Raw genomic sequence first — 18,050 nt, forward strand, 5'->3', positions numbered from 1 at the left:
CAGGGCCGGGCTGCCGCGCCTGACTCTGGACCACACCCGCTTTCCCGACCGGGAGAGCTTTGACCGGCGGCTCGTCGCCGCCCTGCGCGAAAGCGGCGCGGAACTCATCGTGCTGGCCGGCTATATGCGCCTGCTCTCCTCCGTTTTTCTGGAAGCCTTTGCCGGGCGCGTCATCAACATTCATCCGGCATTGCTGCCCAGCTTTCCGGGCGTGCGCGGCGGGGCCGACGCCCAGGCCTACGGGGTCAGAATTTCCGGCTGCACCGTGCATTTTGTGGAAGAAAAGATGGACAGCGGCCCGGTGATCATCCAGGCCGCCGTGCCCGCGGAGGCCGGAGAGCCTCTGGACAGTCTGATGAACCGCATTCACGCTCTGGAGCACCGCATCTATCCGCAGGCGCTGCAGTGGTTCGCCGAGGGGCGCATCAGCACGCAGGGTCGCCAGGTGCTTCTGACGCCGGGCGCGCGGCCCGCCCTGAAGCCGGACGGGCACTGGCTGGTCTGGCCGCCCCTGGAAGAAGGTTTTTAAGGCCAGCCCCCCGACGCGGAGAAAGGCCGCTCTCCGCTTCGCTTTGGACGGATAGAGAAAATCTCTCTGCGGCAGATGCAAAGATAGCGCAATCTTTTTACGGGGTTGGTTCTAAACCCGCAAGGATTTTGCGGCGGCGTAGCCGGGTTCATTCGCGAAAAACCACGTCGCGAACGATCCTGCAAAAATTCTCCACAGAATTCTGTGCAGAATTTTTGCAACTAGGTTCAGGACTCATTAAATACAAAAGATGACAATGGCAGCGATGCAAATAGCGAACAAGAAAGTGTGGGCGCAGCGGTCATAACGCGTGGCAATTTCGCGCCAATCCTTGCGTCTGCCAAACATGATTTCTATTTTGTGCCGCTGTTTGTAAAGTTTCTTGTCATAGGCCACCGAGGTTTTTCGCGCCCGTTTTTTGCCCGGCCGCCTGATCCGCCGCGCCCGGGGCAGCCCCGCCGCCCCCCCCCAAAAAAAAACGCCGCCGGGAATTCCGGCGGCGGGCGCGGCAAGTCGGGCTAAAGCAGCCGATTTTAGGTCCAGGTTTTGGTGATCAGCTCATACAGCTTTTCCGAAAGAGCCTTGAGATCCGGCTTGGTGTACTGGGCGTCCGCGCCCACGCTGGCGCATTTGCGGGCCAGGCTGTCATTGATCATGGAAGAAAAGATGGCCACCGGCAGGCGCTTCAGCACCGGGTCTTCCTTGATCCGCTTGCAGAGGGCCAAACCGTCCATGGAGGGCATTTCAATATCGGTGATGATGCCCTGCACATACGAAGAGATAGGCTTGCCCTCCTCCTCGCTGCGTGCGCGCAATTCCTGCAGATAATCCCATGCCTCCTGGCCGTTGACGCGCTGCGTGAGGTTGAAGCGCCCCTCCCTGGCGAGCAGATCCTGCACCAGAGAGCGAATGCTGCTGGAATCGTCCACATGCAGAATGTCATAGGTCTTGCCGTCGGTATCGCTCACGGCGGCCCCTTCAAAGCTGATGGCCATGGCCGGATGCAGCTCGGCCACAATGGCTTCCAGATCCAGCAGAAAGATGACCCGCTCTTCCAGGCGCACCACGCCCGTCACCGAACTGCGGCTGACGTTCTGCAAAAAATTGCCCGGCGCTTCCACATCCGTCCAGCTCAGACGGTAGATGCGGTTGACGCCCGATACCAGAAAGCCCGTGCAGACCGTATTGAACTCGGTAACGATGACCTTGGCGTCTTCGTTGGTAATGGGCTCGCTGCCCAGAAACAGGGCCATGTCAATGAGCGGCACGATGCGACCGTTGCGATGGGGAAAGGCCCCCAGCAGAGCTTTATGGCGCATTTCCGGCATGGCGGTGACTGTCTGCCGCCGTCCGATTTCCACAACTTTGGCCACATTCAGGCCGTAGTGCGCTTCGTAGCCGTCCTGATTGACGTAAAATTCCACGATTTCCAGCTCATTGGTGCCGGTTTCCAGCAAAATATTGGTTTGCGCCATATAGCCACTCCATATGCGGGGACGCCGCGCGGACAGGTAATTCCGCTTCCGGGCTCCATGCCGGAACCGGGATGCGCGACCGCGTTCGCGCCGCCGCCGGCAAATAAGACAAAACTCATGCCCTTTTTATTTGAAAGTCAAATAAAAACATTCAGGATGCGAACCCGACGGTGCAAGCCTCCTGTGCCGTTGAGTCTCCTTATCGGTCGTTCTCCGAAAAAGATTAGCGGCGATCCGGCAAATAAGCCGACCCGCCGCCCGCATGTCTGAACGTCAGCCCTGATTCTGAAACAGAGCCGTGGACATGTAGCGCTCGCCGGTATCACAGGCAAAGGTGACGATGTTCCTGCCACGCATTTCGGGCCGCGCCGCCACATCCAGCGCGGCCAGCACATTGGCCCCGGTGGAAATGCCCGCGCAGACGCCCTCGACGCCCATGAGCCTGCGAGCCATGTGAATGGCCGCCTGTCCATCAACCGGCATGATCTCGTCCAGCAGAGAACGGTCCAGAATTTCCGGCACAAAGCCCGCGCCAATGCCCTGAATCAGATGCGCCCCCGGCTTGCCGCCGGAAAGCACAGGCGAATCCCTGGGTTCCACGGCCACCACCCTGAAGCCGGGGATGCTCTCTTTCAAAAAACGCCCCGCGCCGGTAATGGACGAACCCGACCCCACGCCGGCCACCAGAACATCCATTTTGCCCACGCTGTCCTTGTATATCTCCGGCCCGGTAGTCTGATAATGGGCCTCCACGGCTTCCGGGTTGGCAAACTGGCCCAGAATGCGACCCCCGGCGCTCTCGGCGATGCGCCGCGCCTCCCGCACGGCCCCGCTCATGCCCTCGCCCGCGGGCGTGAGCCTGAGCTCAGCGCCCAGCGCCCTGAGCAGATTGCGGCGCTCCAGACTCATGGATTCGGGCATGGTCAGCACGCAGCGCAGGCCGCGCGCGGCGGCCACCAGGGCCATGCCGATGCCCATGTTGCCGCTGGTGGCCTCCACCAGCAGGCCGCCGGGCTTCAGTTCGCCCCGCGACAGGGCGCGCTCGATCATGTGAAAGGCCACCCGGTCCTTGATGGAGCCGCCGGGGTTACGGTTTTCCAGCTTCAGCCAGACAGTGCCCGGCAGGTCGCGCGAAAGCCCAAGGCGAAGCAGGGGCGTATTGCCGATAGTCTGCAAGAGAGTGGTCAACATACTATTGCCTCACATGTGCGATTGGATGCATCGGCTTCGAAAGCGTCGCCGGCATTTACTTTTTGCAGATGCCGCTTAGATATAAGGTAGTGGAAAGCGTGCCGCTTGGCAAATAGTTCCCTCGCCCTCTTGACAGACGGAACGACTCGCCGTAAAGAAAGCGTCCATTGGTGCGGAACCGGCGTTGCCCGGCAACAACCCTTTGATTTTATGGAGGAAATATCATGAAATTCATACAGCTGGCGTCGCTTTTTCTGGCTCTGGCCCTTTGCCTTGCCGGCGGTGTGGCGCACGCCAAAGCCGATACCGTGGCCCTGTATACCGAAGCCGTGATGACCGGCGATATACCGGTTCTGGAAAAACTGCTGGCGCCCAACTACTGGCACGTCAGCTCCAATGGTCACATTCAGGACAAGGAAAACTTCATCGCCGGCATCAAGAGCAAAAAGCTGGTCGTGGATCGTCTGACGCTCACCAATGTGCGTGAAACCCAGGTCGGCAATACCAGGCTGCTCACGGCCAACGGCCATTTCAAGGGAACGGCCACGCCCGCCCTGCCGCAGGGCCTGATGCGCTTCAGCATGGTGCTCGCCAATAATAACGGCGTTGAGCAGGTGGCGCTGTTTCAGGCCACGCCTGTGGAACCCAGCGACGACTGCCAGGACGGCAACTGCAAGATCAGGTAAACCCGCCGGCGCCGCGACAAAAAGTCCGCCGCTGCCCAAAGGCAGCGGCGGACTTTTTGTTTTCCACGCCTCCAGCGCGCTAGCGCATGGAGAGCGCAGAAACTTTCGGCAGGCGCAACGCCTGGCCGCTTCAGGCTCTATTCAAAACGGCTCGCGCCGGTGATCAGAACCATGTCAACGGGCACATTTTCATGCATGCCCATGCTCTTGGTCTTGACCTTGGCGATCTTGTCCACCACATCCATGCCGTCGGCAACTTTGCCGAACACGCAGTAGCCCCAGCCGTCCAGGCTGGGCTGGCTGTGATTCAGAAAATCATTGTCCACCAGATTGATGAAAAACTGGGCCGTGGCGCTGTGCGGATCACGCGTGCGAGCCATGGCGATGGAGCCGCGCTCGTTTTTCAGACCGTTGTCGGCCTCATTCTGCACAGGCTCGCGGGTGGCCTTTTCGTCCATGCGCGCGCCCAGACCGCCGCCCTGAATCATGAAACCGGGTATCACGCGGTGGAAGATGGTATTTTCATAAAAGCCGTCGTCCACATACCGCAGAAAGTTGGCGACGGTTTTGGGGGCCTTGTCCTGAAAAAGTTCAATCAGGATATCGCCGGACGAGGTTTCCAGCAATACGGTGGGATTAGCCATGCCTGCTCCTTGATGGGGAATATTCCGGCCCGACGCGGGCCGTTTTTGCAATATAGGCCAGGCCGGGCCGGATGACAATGCCGCAAGCCGGGTATACACTGCGGCCCATGTCCAGAACAGCCAGATCCTCCACAACGCGCGGCGCAACGCGACCGCGGGCCGTGCCGGCCGCCCTGCCCGGTCTTGAACCCGCGTCGTCCGCCTTTGTCCCGCCACGCCATCTGCCGCCCGACGCGCATCTGCCGCAACTGCGGCAGGCGCTGCTGACCTGGTTCGCGGCGCACCAGCGGCCCCTGCCCTGGCGCGTCAACTATACGCCCTACGAGGTCTGGATTTCCGAGGTCATGCTTCAGCAAACCCAAATGGAACGCGGCGTGAGCTATTTTACGCGCTGGATGGCCCGCTTTCCAGACGTGGCCTCGCTGGCCGCCGCCTCCGAAGAGGAGGTGCTGCGCCTTTGGGAAGGTCTGGGCTATTATTCGCGCGCCCGTCACGCGCTGGCCGCCGCCCGTCAGATCATGAACAAGCATGGCGGCGTTTTCCCCGCCGCACTGGAGGACATCCGCGCGCTGCCCGGCGTGGGGCCGTATACGGCCGGTGCCATCGCCAGCATCGCCTTCGGCGAAAAACTGCCCTGTGTGGACGCCAATGTGGAACGGGTGCTGGCCCGCGTTTTTGACCTGGACACGCCGGTCAGGCAGGAGCCGGCGGCCTCGGCCGTGCGGGCCTGGGCGCTGCGCCTGGTGCCTGAAGGCAAGGCCCGCGAGCACAATCAGGCCATGATGGAGCTGGGGGCCTTGGTCTGCGGCAAAAAACCGCGCTGCGCGGCCTGCCCGCTGGCCGCCTTCTGCATCAGCCTGCATCTGGGCATTGTGGATCAGCGCCCGGCCCCCGGCAAACGCGCGCCCATCACGCCCATTGAAGTGGTCACCGGCGTGCTGCGCCGCAACGACAAAATTTTTGTGCAAAAGCGGCTGCCCTCCGGCGTCTGGGGCAATCTCTGGGAATTTCCCGGCGGTCGGGTGGAACCGGGCGAAAGCCCGGATGCCGCCATTGTGCGCGAATTTTCGGAAGAAACCGGTTTCGCCGTGAGTGTGGACAGCAAATATGGCGTCATCCGCCACGGCTACACCACCTATAAAATCACCCTGCACTGTTTCGCCCTCAGCATGGCCGGCGGCGACCCGGAGGAAGCTCCGGCCCCGCCGCTGCTCACGGCGGCCAGCGCCTGGCGCTGGGCCACGCCTCGGGAACTGGAGGCCCTGGCCATGCCCGCGGCCCACCGCAAGCTTGCGGACCGGATTTTTGCCGCCGCCGGGCGCCGCCTGCCGGGCGCATAGCCCACCGCCATGGGCGGACGCAAGAAACGCCGCGCGCCCTCCCGCCCTTGCCGACAGGGCGACCGTATCTGTTTTGCATTTCGGCGGGCGGCGGTTTGCCGTGAGCATCCGTCAAAAGCGGCCTTTTCGTCGACGACTGGCGTATCTTCCAGAAATGAAGATTCTTTTGGCTGTATCCGGCCTGTGTTTTACCGCCGGCGATACTTGACAGCGCCCGCCACTGATGGTAATTGGAAAAAATTCAAGACGACTGGCGCTTTGGCGCAAGCCGTCACATCCTGATGCAGGACGTCATGTTCACAACGGGGTGGCCTGAATGGGCCCCCTTTTTTTTGTCCCCGCGGCAGGCCGCGGGCTGGCCCCTCGCGACGCCATCGCTTTTTAAGGATGCTATGAACGAAACCGTTCTCAAAGAAACCGTCATTCGCCTGGCCGAGCCTGTGGTTCGCGCTCTGGGGCTGGTCATCTGGGGGGTGGAGGTGGCCCAGGCCGGTCGCATGGTGCTGCGCCTCTTTGTGGATGCGCCCGCGCGCGGACCGGAAGATTCCGCCCCGGCCCTCCCGCCCGGCGAAGGGCGGGGCGAAGCCCCCGGCTCGGCCGGCATTGACCAGTGCGAAGAAATTTCACGCCATCTGGGGCTGGCCCTGGAGGTGGAAGACGCCGTACCCTCAGCCTATGTGCTGGAAGTATCCACGCCGGGTCTCAGCCGTCTTTTTTTCAGCCTTGGGCAGATGCGCCCCTACCTGGGCGACGTGGTGGAGGCGCGGCTGCATGCGCCTCGCGCGCCCGAAGGCGGCGCGGAATCCGGGGCGGCCCCCCGCCGCCTCTGGCGCGGCAGGCTCATCGCCGTGGAGGCGGACGCCTTTGTGCTGGAGCCCGTCGCGGTTTCGGCCGAGGGGGAAATCCGCCCGGAGGCGCTGCCCCCCGTGCGTTTGCCCTGGGCGGAAGTGCGTCGCGCCAGCCGCATGCATATTTTCCGTCAGCCGGTCAAACCCGGCAAGGGGCCCGGAAAAAGGGCCGGCAAGGGGCCGAAAAAAGAAGGCGGCAAAGGTTCCCGCGACACTCGCAACAGTGCGTCACCTGAAGCCAAATAGCGATTTTACGCCGCCAGGCGCGGCAGTCGGAGGCAGACATGAATCTTGAACTCAAAAAGGCCATTGACCAGATCAGCAAAGACAAGGGCCTTGACCGCGATATGCTCATCGACACGCTGGAAGACGCCGTGCGCACTTCGGTGCTGCGCCGCTTCAGCGAAGATATGGACGTGGAAGTGACCTACAATGACGATACCGGCGACATTGAGGTTTACCAGTTCAAAATCGTGGTGGAAGACGACGACGTGGCCAATGAGGATACCCAGATCGCGCTGGCCAAGGCCCGCGAGCATGACCCCTCTGTGCAACTGGACGACGAAATGGGCTTCCGGGTCAAGGTGGAGGACCTGGGGCGCATTGCGGCCCAATCCGCCAAGCAGGTCATCATCCAGCGCATGCGCGACGCCGAGCAGGAAATCATTTACGAGGAATACAAGGACCGCGTGGGCGAAATCGTCTCCGGCATCATCCAGCGCCGCGACAAGGGCGGCTGGGTGGTCAACCTGGGCCGCACCGAGGCCATTCTGCCCCGCGAAGAACAGATTCCGCGCGAGCATTACAAGCGCGGCGACCGCGTGCAGGCCCTGATCATCGAGGTGCGCAAGGAAGGACGCGGCCCGCAGGTGGTCATCTCGCGCGCGCACCGCGACTACATGGCCGCCCTGTTCCGCCGTGAAGTGCCTGAAGTGGATGACGGCGTGGTGCAGATTATGGGCGTGGCCCGCGACCCCGGCTCACGCGCCAAGGTGGCGGTGCTCTCGCGTGAACGTGATGTGGACCCGGTGGGCGCCTGCGTGGGCGTGCGCGGTTCGCGCATCCAGAATATCGTGCAGGAGCTGCGCGGCGAGCGCATCGATATTGTGGTCTGGAGCCCCGAAATAGCCACATACGCCCGCAACGCCCTGGCCCCGGCCCTGGTTTCGCGCATCGTGGTGGATGAAGAGGAGAATCTCCTGGAAGTCATCGTGCCCGACGACCAGCTCACCAACGCCATCGGCCGCAAGGGGCAAAACGTCAAGCTGGCCGCGCGCCTGCTGGGCTGGAAGGTCGATATCTTCACCGAAACCCGCTACAACGAGGCCAACGCCATCGGCCACGGTCTGGAGCAGGTGGCCAGCGTGGCGGAAGTCTCCATCGAAGCCCTGCTGGAAGCGGGTTACTCCTCGCTGGACGCGCTGCGTGAAGCCAGCGACGAGGAGCTGGCCGACAAGCTGACCATCAGCGCGTCACGCATTTCGGATCTGCGCTCCGCCATCAACTTCCTGGCGCCGGTGGTGGAAAGCGCGCCTGAATCTTCGGCTGTGGAGCTGGGGCGCCCCGAAAGCGGGACCGAAGCGACGCCGGAAAGCGCGGAAGACGCCGGGAGCGGCGATGCCGAAAAATAAGACCCCGCTCGTGGGGGCCCGTGGCGCTGACAGCCCGGGAAGACCTGAAGGGCCGGTGCGAATGTGCGTGATCTGCCGCCGCCGCTTCGCCAAGAACGAGCTGAACCGCCATGTGCTGACAGCACAGGGAAATTTGAGTATTGACGCGGAAAAAACCAGACCGGGCAGGGGCTGGTATGTGTGTTCCGATCCTGTCTGCGAACAAAAATTCGCCAAATACAGGCCCGGTACACGGCGCGCGGCGGCCGCCAGGCGGAAAACGCGCGGTACGGCTGGCGACAGCCTTGAGAAGGGGGGTAAACATGCCTGAAGAAAAAATCAAGATAAAGGATCTCGCCGGAGAGCTTGACGTGCAGTCCAAAGACATGCTGCGCGCCCTGCGTGAACTTGGCCTGCCGGCCAAGAGCACCGCCGGTTCCGTATCCGTGGAGGATGCGACCCGCCTGCGCGGCTACTTTGCCGGGCAGAAGCAGGGCGATGTGGAGCGCACGGAGGTTCAGCCCAATGTCATCGTGCGCCGCCGCCGCAAAGAGGCCGGCGCGGCTCCCGCGCCCGAAGCGAAAGCCCCCGGGGCTGAAGCCGCTCCGCCGGCCCGGCCCGAAGCGGAAAGCGCGCCCGAGGCGGCCGCGAGCGGGGGCAAGGCCGAGGCGGCTGACGGCCTCCCGGTAGCATCCGCCGCGAACGATGACGCCGCGCCCGCGACGGCGGGTGCGGACGCCCCCGCGCCCAAAGCGCGAAAGACCGCCCGCGTGGTGGCCGCGGCGCGCGTCATCAGCCGCCCCGGCGACGAAGTCGCGCGCCCCGCGGCCACTGACAGGGCCGCCGGGCCAGTGACGCAGGACGCCCCCGTTGTGGAAGAAAAAACCGCCGATCCCGTGGTTCCGGTTGATATTCCCCCCGCCGAAACCCCGGAAAAAAGCGCCAAAACTTCCCGGCTGGCCCGTCCCGACGCTTCGGCCATGCCTGAAGGTTCTTCCGCGCCGACCCTGCCCCCGCGCGCGGTCGATTCCCACGCCGAAAATCAACAGGCGAACGCCTCGGCCGCTGAGGGGGCCGACGCCGCTGAGGCCGCGCCGCGCCGCGCTTCCCGCGTCGAACCCGCCGCGCCCCAGGTGCGCATCATTTCACGCCCCGCGCCCGGCTCGCAAGACAGCCGCCCCGCCCCGCGCGCCGCTTCCGGCTTTCGCCCCGGCGGTTCCGGACGATCCGGCGACGGCTCGCGCGCTCCCCGCGCGGGCGCGCCCGGCAGACCGGCCGGACCGGGGGGGGGACGCCCCGGCGGCCCCGGCAGACCCGGCGGCTTTGCCCAGCCCGCGCCCGCCCAGCCCGCGGACGGCCGCGACGGCCAGAGCAAGAAAAAGCGGCTCAAGGGCCGCCGCACCGTGGATTTTCAGCAGGGCGATTTCGGCCGTCATCAGGACGACGATGACGCGCCGCGGCTGAACCGGGGCAAGGGCCGCCGCAAGGGCGGCAAGCCCGTTGCGCCCCAGACCACGCAGCCCCTGAAGGCGGCCAAGCGCAAAATACGCGTCGCAGAGGCCATTCGCGTGGCGGACATGGCCCACCAGATGGGTCTCAAGGCCAACGAGATCATCAAGGTGCTCTTCGGCCTGGGCGTGATGACCACCATCAACCAGTCTCTGGATATTGACACGGCCACTCTGGTAGCCGCCGAATTCGGCTATGAGGTGGAAAAGGCCGGCTTCTCCGAAGAGGACTATCTGGCCCCCAAGGAGGTTGACGCGCCCGAAACCCTCAAGCCGCGTCCGCCGGTGGTGACCATCATGGGCCATGTGGACCACGGCAAGACCTCACTGCTGGACGCCATTCGCAAGTCCAACGTGACCAGCGGCGAGGCGGGCGGCATCACCCAGCACATCGGCGCCTACCATGTGAAAACCAAACGCGGCGACATCGTCTTTCTGGACACGCCCGGCCACGAGGCCTTCACGGCCATGCGGGCGCGCGGCGCGCAGGTCACGGACCTGGTCATTCTGGTGGTGGCCGCCGATGACGGCGTTATGGAGCAGACCCGCGAGGCCATCAACCACTCGCGCGCGGCCAACGTGCCCATCATGGTGGCTGTGAACAAGATGGACAAACCCGGCGCGGACCCGGATCGCGTGCTGCGCGAACTTTCCGAACTGGGCCTCCAGCCCGAGGATTGGGGCGGCGACACCATTGTGGCCAAAGTGTCGGCCAAGACCCGCGAAGGGCTGGACGACCTGCTGGAGATGGTGGCCCTGCAATCGGAAATCATGGAGCTCAAGGCCAACCCGGACAAGGCGGCCCGTGGCCATATTGTGGAAGCCAGGCTGGACAAGGGGCGCGGCCCCATTGCCACGGTGCTGATTCAGGAAGGCACGCTCAAGCAGGGCGACAACTTCGTTTGCGGCCCGTTCTCAGGCCGCGCGCGCGCCCTGACCAGCGACCAGGGCAAAAAAGTCAAGGAGGCCGGGCCCTCCCTGCCGGTGGAGGTGCAGGGCTTTGAAGGCGTGCCTGAAGCCGGCGAGGAATTTTTTGTGGTGGCCGACGAAAAGCTGGCCCGCCGCATTGCCGATTCCCGCGCGGCCAAGCAACGCGAACGCGACCTGGCCTCCGAATCCAGGATAACGCTGGAGACCTTCCTCTCCCAGCGGGCTTCGGATCAGGAAGCCCTGACCCTTAATCTGGTGCTCAAGGCCGATGTGCAGGGCAGCCTGGAGGCCATCACCGAGGCCCTGAACAAGCAGAGCACGGACAAGGTGCGCCTCAACGTGGTGCACGGCGGCGCCGGCGCCATCACCGAATCCGACATTCTGCTGGCGTCGGCCTCCAAGGCCATCATCATCGGCTTCAACGTGCGGCCCACCTCCAAAATCAAGGATGTGGCCGAACATGAAAATGTGGACATTCGCTACTACGATATCATCTACAAACTGATAGACGATATCAAAAGCGCCATGGCCGGTCTGCTGGCCCCGGTGCAACGCGAGGTATATCTGGGTCAGGCCGAGGTGCGCGACACCTTCAGCGTGCCCAAGGTGGGCGTCATTGCCGGCTCGTATGTGGCTGACGGCAAGATCGCCCGCAATGCGGGGGTGCGGCTGCTGCGCGACGGCGTGGTGGTGTATACCGGCAAGATTCTGTCGCTCAAGCGCTTCAAGGATGACGCCAAGGAAGTGGTCAAGGGCAATGAATGCGGCGTGGGCCTCGAAAACTTCAATGATGTCAAGATCGGCGACATTATCGAAGCCTTTGAAACCGTGGAAGAAGCCGCCACGCTGTAATGATTGCGATTGCTCCGGCCGGGCCTCGGCCCGGCCGGTTTGCATTGCCGGGTAATGCAACGAAAAACGCTCTTTTTTCCTCCGGCGCTCTTGCCGGCGGCTTTTCGCGGGCCCGCTTTCGCAGGAGCGCCGCGGAAAAAAGATTGTTTTTCGCCAAACCATCGCGGCTCAACAAAAGCCCAAGCCGGAGTCAAATCTCAATTTATGTCCATGTTCATGGCGGTTCTGACTGTCGAATTCAGCCTGGACGGCAACGACAATCTCAAGGCCAAGCGCCGCGTCGCCAACAGTCTGAAGCAGAAAACCCGCAACAAATTCAATGTGGCCATCGCCGAGGCCGGCACCGAAGACAGCCTCACGCGCCTGCGCCTGGCCGTGGCTTCCATTTCCAACAGCGAGACCCATCTCCGCAGCCGCATGGACAAATGCGCTCTGATGATGGAAGCGGTCTGCCCCGAAGAGATGGTTAACAGCCAAGTAGAGATTTATGCCACAGACTGAACTGATTCCGGCGCGCTTTTACGACGGCGCATTCCGTATGGTCGCGGCCCTGCGTGGGCTGGATCGCGTGCTGCTGGCCGGCCATGTTCATCCCGACGGCGACGCCGTGGGCTCCCTGGCCGCCGCCGGGCATATTCTGCGCGCTCTGGGCAAGGAATTCATTCTTTACAGCGGTACCGGCCTGCCGCAGTATCTCCGGTTTTTCCCCCTGCCCGGCACGGTGCGCACCAGCCTGGAGCATCTGCCCTTCACGCCGCGTTGCGCCCTGCTGCTGGACTGCGGCGAGCCCCACCGCCTGGGCGGGGAACTGGCCGAACGCCTGCCCGACTTCACAACGCTGAATATTGATCATCACCTGGGCGGAGACGGCATGGGCAGCCTGGCCAACTGGGTGGAGCCGGCGGCGGCGGCCACAGCCCAGCTCATGGCTTACATCGCTCTGGCCGCGGGCTTGCCGCTGCAAGGCGACCTGGCCCGCGCCGTGGCCCTGGGCGTCATCACTGACACGGGCGGTTTCTGCCACGGCAACACCAGCGCCGCTGTCTTCGCCCTCTGCGCGCACCTGGTGGAGAACGGCTGCAACCTGACGGAGCTGCGCGAACGCCTGGAAAACAACTGGACCCTGGGCCGCATGCGCCTCTGGGGCAGACTCATGGAACGCGCGCGTCTGGAACGCGGCGGCGAAGTGGCCTTCTGCCTGGTGACGCTGAAAGACCTGCGCCAATGCCGGGCCCTCAAGGAAGACCTGGAAGGCTTTGTGGATCAGTTGCGACGGCTGGGCGGCGTGCGCGTGGCTGCCGTGCTGCGTGAGGAAGAGCCAGGAATATGCAGGTTCAGCCTGCGCTCCTATGGCGATACGGATGTGCGCGCCACGGCGGCCGCTCTGGGCGGGGGCGGGCACCTCAACGCGGCGGGCGGCGCTCTGAACCAGATGCCGGAGCAGGCCGCCTCGACGCTGCTGGCCGCCATCAACGCCCAGCTGGACAAAGAAGACGCCGCGTCCGCCGCGGCGCGATAACATTTTGACTTCAGACCGTTCTGCGGCTATGATGCTGGTTTACGTATGCCCGATGAAGAAATGACGACCGCCGCGCCCCGCCCGCGCCAGGCCCAACCGCTGCCGCAACTGCACGGGGTGCTGGTGCTGAACAAGCCCTCGGGGCCCACATCGGCCCGCTGTCTGGCGGCGCTCAAGCGTCTGGGGCAGAAAAAGATCGGCCACGCCGGCACGCTGGACCCATTGGCGTCAGGCGTGCTGCTGGTGTTGCTGGGCCAGGCCACCAAACTTTCCTCACACCTGATGGCGGGCGGCGGTAAGATTTACAGCGGCGTTCTGCGCCTGGGCCAGACCACGGACACCTGGGACTGTCAGGGGAATATCCTGGCCGAGGCCGCATGGGAGCATGTCAGCGAAGACGACGTGCGCCGCGAGATCGCCCTCTGGCGCGAAACGCGCGAGCAGCCCGTGCCGCCCTATTCGGCGGCCAAGCACGAGGGCCAGCCCCTGTACAGGCTGGCGCGCAAGGGCGCGGCGGCTCCCGCCAAGGTCAAACGCGTGGAAATTTCACAGGCGGACACGCTTGATGTGAGCCTGCCGCTTGTACGCTTTCGGGTCGCTTGCAGTTCCGGCACCTATATACGCTCCCTGGCCCACAGCTTGGGGATGCGACTGGGATGCGGAGCCGTGCTCACGGAACTGACCCGGGAGTACAGTCACCCCTTCGGCCTTGACGCCGCCCGCGACCTGCGGGACCTCACGGCTGATCCCGCCCTGCTGGCCGCAAGCCTGCGCCCTATCGCCGAGGCCTTGCCGCACTGGCCCAGGGTGGAGCTCACGCCGGAACAGGCGCGGCAGGTTCGTAACGGCATCGCCGTGCGTTGCGCGTCGCTGCCGTCGGGCGGCGGGGAAGCGGCGCTGCTGCTGGACCGGGGCGAGGCCCTGGCCCTGGCGCGGCGCAAAGCAGCGCCTGGCGGGCCTTGCTGGGCCGTGTTGCGGGGGCTTTGGAACTAACTTCATCCTTGAGGAGTACTGCTGTGGTTATGGATGCTGAACAGAAAAAAACGGTCATTGACGCCCACGCCAAGCATGAGGGCGACACGGGTTCCCCGGAAGTTCAGGTGGCGCTGCTCACCGCGCGCATTGAAGGCCTGACCGGCCACTTCAAGGTGCACAAGAAAGACTTTCACTCCCGTACCGGCCTGCTCAAGCTGGTGGGGCATCGCCGCAAGATTCTGAACTACCTGAAAAAGAAGGATGTGCAGCGTTATCGCGCGCTCATCGAGAAGCTTGGCTTGCGCAAGTAATATTTGGCTGAAAAAAAGGGGGGGTCGCCAGACTCCCCCTTGCCGCATCAGGCCCCGGGCGCGTCAGTGTTGAAGCGCCCCGGGGCCGCGCGGCATGATCACACGCCCCGCGGGGCATAAACGCGAGAGAAGGGGGGTCCGGGAAAAGCAGGCGGAAGGATGCGCGCCTTTTGCCCGTTTTTGCCGGAATCCCCTTCGCAGGAGCAAAGGATATCACTATGTTGCAGGATATTTTCAATCCCGCCAGGGTTACGGCCCAGGTGGGCGGCAAGGAAATCGTTTTCGAGTGCGGCCGTCTGGCCAATCAGGCCCACGGCGCGGTCTGGATGCAATGCGGCGGCACGGTGGTGCTGGTGACGGTCTGCTCCCAGCCGCTGGAGTTCGACAAGGGCTTTTTCCCGCTCACTGTGGAGTATTCCGAAAAAATGTACGCCGCCGGCCGCATTCCCGGCAGCTTCTTCCGCCGCGAAATCGGCCGCCCCTCGGAGCGCGAAACTCTGGTGGCGCGCCTTATCGACCGGCCCATCCGCCCGCTCTTCCCCAAGGGCCTGAATGAAGACGTGCAGGTGCTGGCCAGCGTCATTTCCGCCGACCAGGAGAACGAGTCGGACGTGCTGGCCCTCACCGGCGCGTCAGCGGCCCTGATGGTTTCGCCGCTGCCCTTTGAAGGGCCGGTGGCCGGCGGCCGCATCGGCCGGGTCAACGGCCGGTTTGTGCTCAACCCCTCCTTTGAACAGCAGGCCCAGAGCGACCTGAACATTCTCTTCGCGGCTTCGCGCGACGCCCTGACCATGGTGGAGGGCGACGCCCGCTTTCTGCCGGAGGATGTGATCATTGAAGCCCTGGACTGGGGCCGCAAGGAAATCCAGCCGCTCATCGACGCCCAGTTTCGTTTGCGCGAACTCTGCGGCAAGGCCAAGATGGCCTTTACCCCGCATGAGGATGACCCGGCCCTGGTGGCGCGGGTGCAGGAACTGGCCCGCGGGGCCGGCATTGAGGAGGCCCTGCGCGTGCCGGACAAACTGCCGCGCAAGGACGCCCGCAAGGCCGTGAAAGACAAGGTCATGGAAGCCCTCAAGGCTGATCCGGCCTGGGCCGAGAACGAAGCCGCGCTGAAGAGCGTGGCCGACATCCTCGGCGGCATGGAAAAAGCCCTGGTGCGCGCCCGCATCGTCAACGAGGGCACGCGCATCGACGGTCGCGACACCAGAAGCGTGCGGCCCATCCAGATTCAAACCGGGGTGTTGCCCAGGGCGCACGGTTCGGCGCTTTTCCGCCGGGGCGAAACCAAGTCGCTGGTGGTGACCACCCTTGGCTCATCCACGGACGAACAGCGTATGGATTCGCTCACCGGCGACGTGACCAAGCGCTTCATGCTGCATTACAATTTCCCGCCCTACTGTGTGGGCGAGGTCAAGCCCGTGCGCGTGTCGCGCCGTGAAATCGGCCACGGCGCTCTGGCGGAAAAATCCCTGCGGCCCATTCTGCCCGCTGACGCGGACTTTCCCTTCACCCTGCGCGTGGTGGCCGAAACCATGGAATCCAATGGCTCTTCCTCCATGGCGGCGGTCTGCGGCGGCTCTCTCTCTCTGATGGACGCGGGCGTGCCGGTCAGCGCGCCGGTGGCCGGCGTTGCCATGGGCCTGATCAAGGAGGGCGACAAATTCATCGTGCTCACCGACATTCTGGGCGACGAGGACGCGCTGGGCGACATGGACTTCAAGATCGCCGGCACGGCTGAAGGCGTCACCGGCGTGCAGATGGACATCAAGATCACCGGCCTGACCACGGACATCATGCGCGCGGCCATGCAGCAGGCCCGTGAAGGCCGCCTGCACATCCTGGCCGAAATGGCCAAGGCCATCGCCGAGCCCCGCAAGGAGCTTTCGCGCTTCGCCCCGCAGCACGCCGAAATCTTTGTGAACCCGGATATTATCCGCCTGATCATCGGCCCCGGCGGCAAAAACATCAAGGCCATCACTGCGGCCACCGGCGCATCCGTCGATATCGAGGATTCCGGCCGGGTGTCCATTTTCGCGCCCACGGCCGAGGCCCTGGAAAAAGCCCGCGAAATGGTTTCCTACTACGACCAGCGCCCGGAGCTGGGCAGGAACTACATGGCCAAGGTGCGCAAGGTCATGGAGATCGGGGCCATTGTGGAAGTGCTGCCCAATGTGGAAGCCCTGGTTCATGTCTCCCAGCTGGATGTGAACCGGGTGGAGCAGCCCGGCGATGTGGCGCGTCTGGGCGAGGATATGCTGGTCAAGGTCATTGAGATCAACGGCGACCGCATTCGCGCCAGCCGCAAGGCCGTTCTTCTGGAAGAACAGGGACATCCCTGGAACCCCGAGGAAACCGCCCGCCCGCCCCGCTCCGACCGGGGCGACAGGCATGACCGCGGCGGTCGCGGCCGTGACCGTGGCGGACGACGCTGATGAAGCGCCTGCTTGCAAAAGCAGACACTAGGTTCATTTGCGAAAAACCACGTTTTTTCGCGAACGACCCCGCAAAAATTCTTCGTGGAATTCCGCGCGGAATTTTTGCGATCAGACATTAGATACATGCACCCCGGCCCGTCGCGCTCTCCCCGCGGGGGAACGACGGGCCGGACAGAGAACAGACGGGGATTTTTCGCATGCCCAAAAAAAGCAAGGAAACTCCGCCCGAAGCCGCCGGCGAGCAGTTTGTCAAGGTGGCCCGGGCCGACGACACGAATCCCGACGCGCGGGAGCACGGCACTGAAGAAACCAGAGCCATGCTTCAGGGCAAAAACCGCACCCATTTTGAAGGTCTGGGCGACGCCTGGGCCGTGCTCACCGGCCAGAACCCGGCGGCAATCATGCCGCAGGTGGCCGGCACGGTGCTGCACGCGGGCGGCACGCGCCCAGCTTGGCAGTGGAAGCGCGGCGGCAGGGATCATGTGCTGATGGCCTGGCCCAAGGACCAGCCCGCGCGCGCCTCGGTGCTGATGGCCGGAGAAGAGGGCGGCAAGCTGGTTCCTGTCAGCGTGGCGCCCCTGCTGGAAGGTCTGCCCAATGACCTCACCGTGGAAAAGGTGCACCCCTGGGAAAGCGGCCTGGGCGCCAATGTGGCCGTGAGCATGATCGAGGGCAAGAACCCCATGTGGTTCTTTGACCCGCTCTACGGGCGCGATCATGACGACCTCACCCCCGGCGTCACCCACACCTTTTTGCTGGCCGGCCTGGCCTACGGACTGCGCAAGGCGCTGCTGGACGAGGTGACCATCACCCAGGGGCCGCGTTTTGAGGCGTATGCCGAGGCATGGCTGGCCGAAAACCCCGGCAAGGCCAGGCTGGACGTGCCGCCGCTCAAGGTCGAGGTGGCGGGTCGCCATCTGATCATGCCGGGCCGCCGTTTCTGCGAATACCAGTTGCGCGCCGTCATTGAAGAGGTGCAGGACTGCCGGCTGGAAAAAATGCCGCTCAAAATCCTGTACCTGAGCTTTCCCTTTGAAACCCGCGAGCCCATGCGCCTTGCGCTCTACGTCTCCCAGATGACGCTGGGCGACTTTGAGCCGGAAAAGGGGCAGGAAGTGGATGCCTATGTCTGGTTGCAGGCGCGCATCATTGATATTGACCAGGGTCCGCAGCAATAGCGCGCACGGCGCGTTC

At 63.9% G+C, this 18,050-nt stretch carries 17 protein-coding genes; 13 read left to right on the forward strand and 4 right to left on the reverse strand.

Going from position 1 to position 18,050, the window contains the following annotated elements; translation table 11 throughout:
* Positions 1 to 529 (forward strand): phosphoribosylglycinamide formyltransferase (gene purN, locus ACQRA4_RS03155; RefSeq protein ID WP_427821631.1); only part of this gene is annotated, 529 nt, incomplete at its 5' end.
* 237 nt (positions 530 to 766) lie between these two features.
* Here the strand turns inward: purN and ACQRA4_RS03160 are convergent.
* From ACQRA4_RS03160 to cysK, 3 genes are all read right to left on the reverse strand, one after another.
* The gene (locus ACQRA4_RS03160; protein ID WP_427821762.1) at positions 767 to 982 is read right to left on the reverse strand and encodes a transposase; all 216 of its coding nucleotides are present in this window, start codon (positions 980 to 982) and stop codon (positions 767 to 769) included.
* Between the two features lie 80 nt (positions 983 to 1,062).
* Positions 1,063 to 2,004 carry a chemotaxis protein gene (locus tag ACQRA4_RS03165; protein WP_427821632.1) on the reverse strand — a complete coding sequence of 314 codons (942 nt, stop codon included), beginning with the start codon at positions 2,002 to 2,004 and terminating at the stop codon, positions 1,063 to 1,065.
* A 273-nt stretch (positions 2,005 to 2,277) separates the two neighbouring features.
* Entirely contained in the window at positions 2,278 to 3,195 is a 918-nt protein-coding gene (cysK, locus tag ACQRA4_RS03170) for a cysteine synthase A (protein WP_427821633.1), read from the reverse strand.
* Between the two features lie 224 nt (positions 3,196 to 3,419).
* Between cysK and ACQRA4_RS03175 the strand changes: the two genes are divergently transcribed.
* On the forward strand, positions 3,420 to 3,881 hold the full coding sequence (locus tag ACQRA4_RS03175) for a nuclear transport factor 2 family protein (RefSeq protein ID WP_427821634.1): 462 nt from the start codon (positions 3,420 to 3,422) through the stop codon (positions 3,879 to 3,881).
* Between the two features lie 137 nt (positions 3,882 to 4,018).
* Here the strand turns inward: ACQRA4_RS03175 and ACQRA4_RS03180 are convergent, their stop codons facing one another.
* Positions 4,019 to 4,525: a peptidylprolyl isomerase gene (locus ACQRA4_RS03180; RefSeq protein WP_427821635.1), complete on the reverse strand. Its 507-nt coding sequence runs from the start codon at positions 4,523 to 4,525 to the stop codon at positions 4,019 to 4,021.
* A gap of 107 nt (positions 4,526 to 4,632) precedes the next feature.
* Here ACQRA4_RS03180 and mutY point away from each other — a divergent pair, with 107 nt between their 5' ends.
* The 11 genes from mutY to ACQRA4_RS03235 all read left to right on the forward strand — a co-directional run bounded on the left by mutY (position 4,633) and on the right by ACQRA4_RS03235 (position 18,034).
* Complete coding sequence (gene mutY / locus ACQRA4_RS03185) at positions 4,633 to 5,865, forward strand: A/G-specific adenine glycosylase (RefSeq protein ID WP_427821636.1); 1,233 nt, start codon at positions 4,633 to 4,635, stop codon at positions 5,863 to 5,865.
* A 392-nt stretch (positions 5,866 to 6,257) separates the two neighbouring features.
* Positions 6,258 to 6,959, forward strand: a complete 702-nt coding sequence (gene rimP, locus ACQRA4_RS03190; RefSeq protein ID WP_427821637.1) for a ribosome maturation factor RimP — start codon at positions 6,258 to 6,260, stop codon at positions 6,957 to 6,959.
* A 38-nt stretch (positions 6,960 to 6,997) separates the two neighbouring features.
* The gene (gene nusA / locus ACQRA4_RS03195) at positions 6,998 to 8,344 is read left to right on the forward strand and encodes a transcription termination factor NusA (RefSeq protein ID WP_427821638.1); all 1,347 of its coding nucleotides are present in this window, start codon (positions 6,998 to 7,000) and stop codon (positions 8,342 to 8,344) included.
* Between the two features lie 61 nt (positions 8,345 to 8,405).
* A complete protein-coding gene (locus ACQRA4_RS03200; RefSeq protein WP_427821763.1) occupies positions 8,406 to 8,654 on the forward strand; it encodes a YlxR family protein in 249 nt (82 codons plus the stop codon).
* Positions 8,647 to 11,613, forward strand: coding sequence for a translation initiation factor IF-2 (gene infB / locus ACQRA4_RS03205; RefSeq protein WP_427821639.1), 2,967 nt, complete (start codon positions 8,647 to 8,649; stop codon positions 11,611 to 11,613). Before ACQRA4_RS03200 ends, infB begins: the two co-directional genes overlap by 8 nt.
* 210 nt (positions 11,614 to 11,823) lie before the next feature.
* A complete protein-coding gene (locus ACQRA4_RS03210; protein ID WP_427821764.1) occupies positions 11,824 to 12,114 on the forward strand; it encodes a DUF503 domain-containing protein in 291 nt (96 codons plus the stop codon).
* Complete coding sequence (locus ACQRA4_RS03215; RefSeq protein ID WP_427821640.1) at positions 12,101 to 13,132, forward strand: DHH family phosphoesterase; 1,032 nt, start codon at positions 12,101 to 12,103, stop codon at positions 13,130 to 13,132. The genes ACQRA4_RS03210 and ACQRA4_RS03215 overlap by 14 nt, the downstream gene beginning before the upstream one ends.
* A 45-nt stretch (positions 13,133 to 13,177) precedes the next feature.
* Positions 13,178 to 14,125 carry a tRNA pseudouridine(55) synthase TruB gene (truB, locus tag ACQRA4_RS03220; RefSeq protein ID WP_427821641.1) on the forward strand — a complete coding sequence of 316 codons (948 nt, stop codon included), beginning with the start codon at positions 13,178 to 13,180 and terminating at the stop codon, positions 14,123 to 14,125.
* A 23-nt stretch (positions 14,126 to 14,148) separates the two neighbouring features.
* Entirely contained in the window at positions 14,149 to 14,418 is a 270-nt protein-coding gene (rpsO, locus tag ACQRA4_RS03225; protein WP_427821642.1) for a 30S ribosomal protein S15, read from the forward strand.
* A gap of 221 nt (positions 14,419 to 14,639) precedes the next feature.
* Positions 14,640 to 16,853: a polyribonucleotide nucleotidyltransferase gene (gene pnp, locus ACQRA4_RS03230; protein ID WP_427821765.1), complete on the forward strand. Its 2,214-nt coding sequence runs from the start codon at positions 14,640 to 14,642 to the stop codon at positions 16,851 to 16,853.
* 200 nt (positions 16,854 to 17,053) lie between these two features.
* Entirely contained in the window at positions 17,054 to 18,034 is a 981-nt protein-coding gene (locus ACQRA4_RS03235; protein ID WP_427821643.1) for a hypothetical protein, read from the forward strand.
* Positions 18,035 to 18,050: the final 16 nt, after the last annotated feature.

This window comes from Desulfovibrio sp. SGI.169 (assembly GCF_050313595.1).
Lineage (GTDB): Bacteria > Desulfobacterota > Desulfovibrionia > Desulfovibrionales > Desulfovibrionaceae > Desulfovibrio.

Coding starts and splice junctions, on each gene's coding strand:
- ACQRA4_RS03165 (WP_427821632.1), bottom strand. CDS start 2,004: ATGGCGCAAACCAATATTTTGCTGGAAACCGGCACCAATGAGCTGGAA.
- cysK (WP_427821633.1), bottom strand. CDS start 3,195: ATGTTGACCACTCTCTTGCAGACTATCGGCAATACGCCCCTGCTTCGC.
- ACQRA4_RS03175 (WP_427821634.1), top strand. CDS start 3,420: ATGAAATTCATACAGCTGGCGTCGCTTTTTCTGGCTCTGGCCCTTTGC.
- ACQRA4_RS03180 (WP_427821635.1), bottom strand. CDS start 4,525: ATGGCTAATCCCACCGTATTGCTGGAAACCTCGTCCGGCGATATCCTG.
- mutY (WP_427821636.1), top strand. CDS start 4,633: ATGTCCAGAACAGCCAGATCCTCCACAACGCGCGGCGCAACGCGACCG.
- rimP (WP_427821637.1), top strand. CDS start 6,258: ATGAACGAAACCGTTCTCAAAGAAACCGTCATTCGCCTGGCCGAGCCT.
- nusA (WP_427821638.1), top strand. CDS start 6,998: ATGAATCTTGAACTCAAAAAGGCCATTGACCAGATCAGCAAAGACAAG.
- ACQRA4_RS03200 (WP_427821763.1), top strand. CDS start 8,406: ATGTGCGTGATCTGCCGCCGCCGCTTCGCCAAGAACGAGCTGAACCGC.
- infB (WP_427821639.1), top strand. CDS start 8,647: ATGCCTGAAGAAAAAATCAAGATAAAGGATCTCGCCGGAGAGCTTGAC.
- ACQRA4_RS03210 (WP_427821764.1), top strand. CDS start 11,824: ATGTTCATGGCGGTTCTGACTGTCGAATTCAGCCTGGACGGCAACGAC.
- ACQRA4_RS03215 (WP_427821640.1), top strand. CDS start 12,101: ATGCCACAGACTGAACTGATTCCGGCGCGCTTTTACGACGGCGCATTC.
- truB (WP_427821641.1), top strand. CDS start 13,178: ATGCCCGATGAAGAAATGACGACCGCCGCGCCCCGCCCGCGCCAGGCC.
- ACQRA4_RS03235 (WP_427821643.1), top strand. CDS start 17,054: ATGCCCAAAAAAAGCAAGGAAACTCCGCCCGAAGCCGCCGGCGAGCAG.